Annotated in this window: 1 rRNA gene; it reads left to right on the top strand. The window is 53.6% G+C overall.

The annotated features are described in order from the left end of the window. A 23S ribosomal RNA gene (locus JCM19055_RS22050) occupies positions 1–2190 on the top strand; the annotation flags it as partial. Positions 2191–2273 lie beyond the last annotated feature (83 nt).

A 2273-nucleotide genomic window follows, 5' to 3' on the forward strand; every position in this document is an offset into this window, starting at 1 on the left:
ATGTCCAGGGTGAAGGTCGGGTAACACCGACTGGAGGCCCGAACCCACGTAGGTTGAAAGCTGCGGGGATGAGGTGTGGGTAGGGGTGAAATGCCAATCGAACACGGAGATAGCTGGTTCTCCCCGAAATAGCTTTAGGGCTAGCCTCGGTTTTGAGAATCCTGGAGGTAGAGCACTGATTGGATGAGGGTCCCTACCGGATTACCGAGTTCAGTCAAACTCCGAATGCCAGAGATTTATAACCGGGAGTCAGACGGCGAGTGCTAAGATCCGTCGTCAAGAGGGAAACAGCCCAGATCACCAGCTAAGGTCCCAAAGTGTGTGTTAAGTGGGAAAGGATGTGGCGTTGCTTAGACAACCAGGATGTTGGCTTAGAAGCAGCCACCATTGAAAGAGTGCGTAATAGCTCACTGGTCGAGTGACGCTGCGCCGAAAATGTACCGGGGCTAAACACACCACCGAAGCTGTGGCAACTCTTAGGAGTTGGGTAGGGGAGCGTTCTGTAGGCAGAGAAGGTTGACCGTGAGGACAGCTGGAGCGTACAGAAGTGAGAATGCCGGTATGAGTAGCGAAAAGAAGGGTGAGAATCCCTTCCGTCGAAAATCTAAGGTTTCCTGAGGAAGGCTCGTCCGCTCAGGGTTAGTCGGGTCCTAAGCTGAGGCCGAAAGGCGTAGGCGATGGCAAACTGGTTGAAATTCCAGTACCACCTTGTCTCTGTTTGAACAATGGGGGGACGCAGAAAGGTAGGGAGAGCGTACAATTGGATGTGCGTCGAAGCGTACGAGGCCGTTGGATAGGCAAATCCGTCCAACACATAAGGCTGAGTCGTGATCGCAAAAGGGCATAGCGCCCTTGAGTCCCTGATCCTCCGCTGCCGAGAAAAGCCTCTAGTGAGGAGACAGGTGCCCGTACCGCAAACCGACACAGGTAGATGGGATGAGAATTCTAAGACGCGCGGGAGAACTCTCGTTAAGGAACTCGGCAAAATGACCCCGTAACTTCGGGAGAAGGGGTGCTCCTTGGGGTGAATAGCCCTGGGGAGCCGCAGTGAAAAGGCCCAAGCGACTGTTTATCAAAAACACAGGTCTCTGCGAAGTCGTAAGACGAAGTATAGGGGCTGACACCTGCCCGGTGCTGGAAGGTTAAGAGGAGGACTTAGCTTCGGCGAAGGTTCGAATTGAAGCCCCAGTAAACGGCGGCCGTAACTATAACGGTCCTAAGGTAGCGAAATTCCTTGTCGGGTAAGTTCCGACCCGCACGAAAGGTGCAACGACTTGGGCACTGTCTCAACGAGAGACCCGGTGAAATTATAGTACCTGTGAAGATGCAGGTTACCCGCGACAGGACGGAAAGACCCCATGGAGCTTTACTGCAGCTTGATATTGGGTTTGGGCACAGCTTGTACAGGATAGGTAGGAGCCTTGGAAACCGGAGCGCTAGCTTCGGTGGAGGCGCTGGTGGGATACTACCCTTGCTGTGTTGAAATCCTAACCTCGAACCGTGATCCGGTTCAGGAACAGTGTCTGGTGGGCAGTTTGACTGGGGCGGTCGCCTCCTAAAGAGTAACGGAGGCGCCCAAAGGTTCCCTCAGAATGGTTGGAAATCATTCGAAGAGTGCAAAGGCAGAAGGGAGCTTGACTGCGAGACTTACAAGTCGAGCAGGGACGAAAGTCGGGCTTAGTGATCCGGCGGCACCGTATGGAAGGGCCGTCGCTCAACGGATAAAAGCTACCCTGGGGATAACAGGCTAATCTCCCCCAAGAGTCCACATCGACGGGAGGTTTGGCACCTCGATGTCGGCTCGTCGCATCCTGGGGCTGAAGTAGGTCCCAAGGGTTGGGCTGTTCGCCCATTAAAGCGGCACGCGAGCTGGGTTCAGAACGTCGTGAGACAGTTCGGTCCCTATCCGTCGTGGGCGTTGGAAATTTGAGAGGAGCTGTCCTTAGTACGAGAGGACCGGGATGGACACACCGCTGGTGTACCAGTTGTTCCGCCAGGAGCATCGCTGGGTAGCTACGTGTGGCAGGGATAAGTGCTGAAAGCATCTAAGCATGAAGCCCCCCTCGAGATGAGATTTCCCATCATGTAAATGAGTAAGACCCCTGAGAGACGATCAGGTAGATAGGTCTGGTGTGGAAGTGTGGCGACACATGGAGCTGACAGATACTAATCGGTCGAGGATTTATCCACAAACTTTTTAAGGTTGCTGGGTCAAATCCGGTCAAATGTCTTGCGAATCCGTTATTCAGTTTTGAGAGAACGAAACTCTCATT

The organism is Geomicrobium sp. JCM 19055 (assembly GCF_000698185.1).
Lineage (GTDB): Bacteria > Bacillota > Bacilli > Bacillales > Marinococcaceae > Geomicrobium_A > Geomicrobium_A sediminis.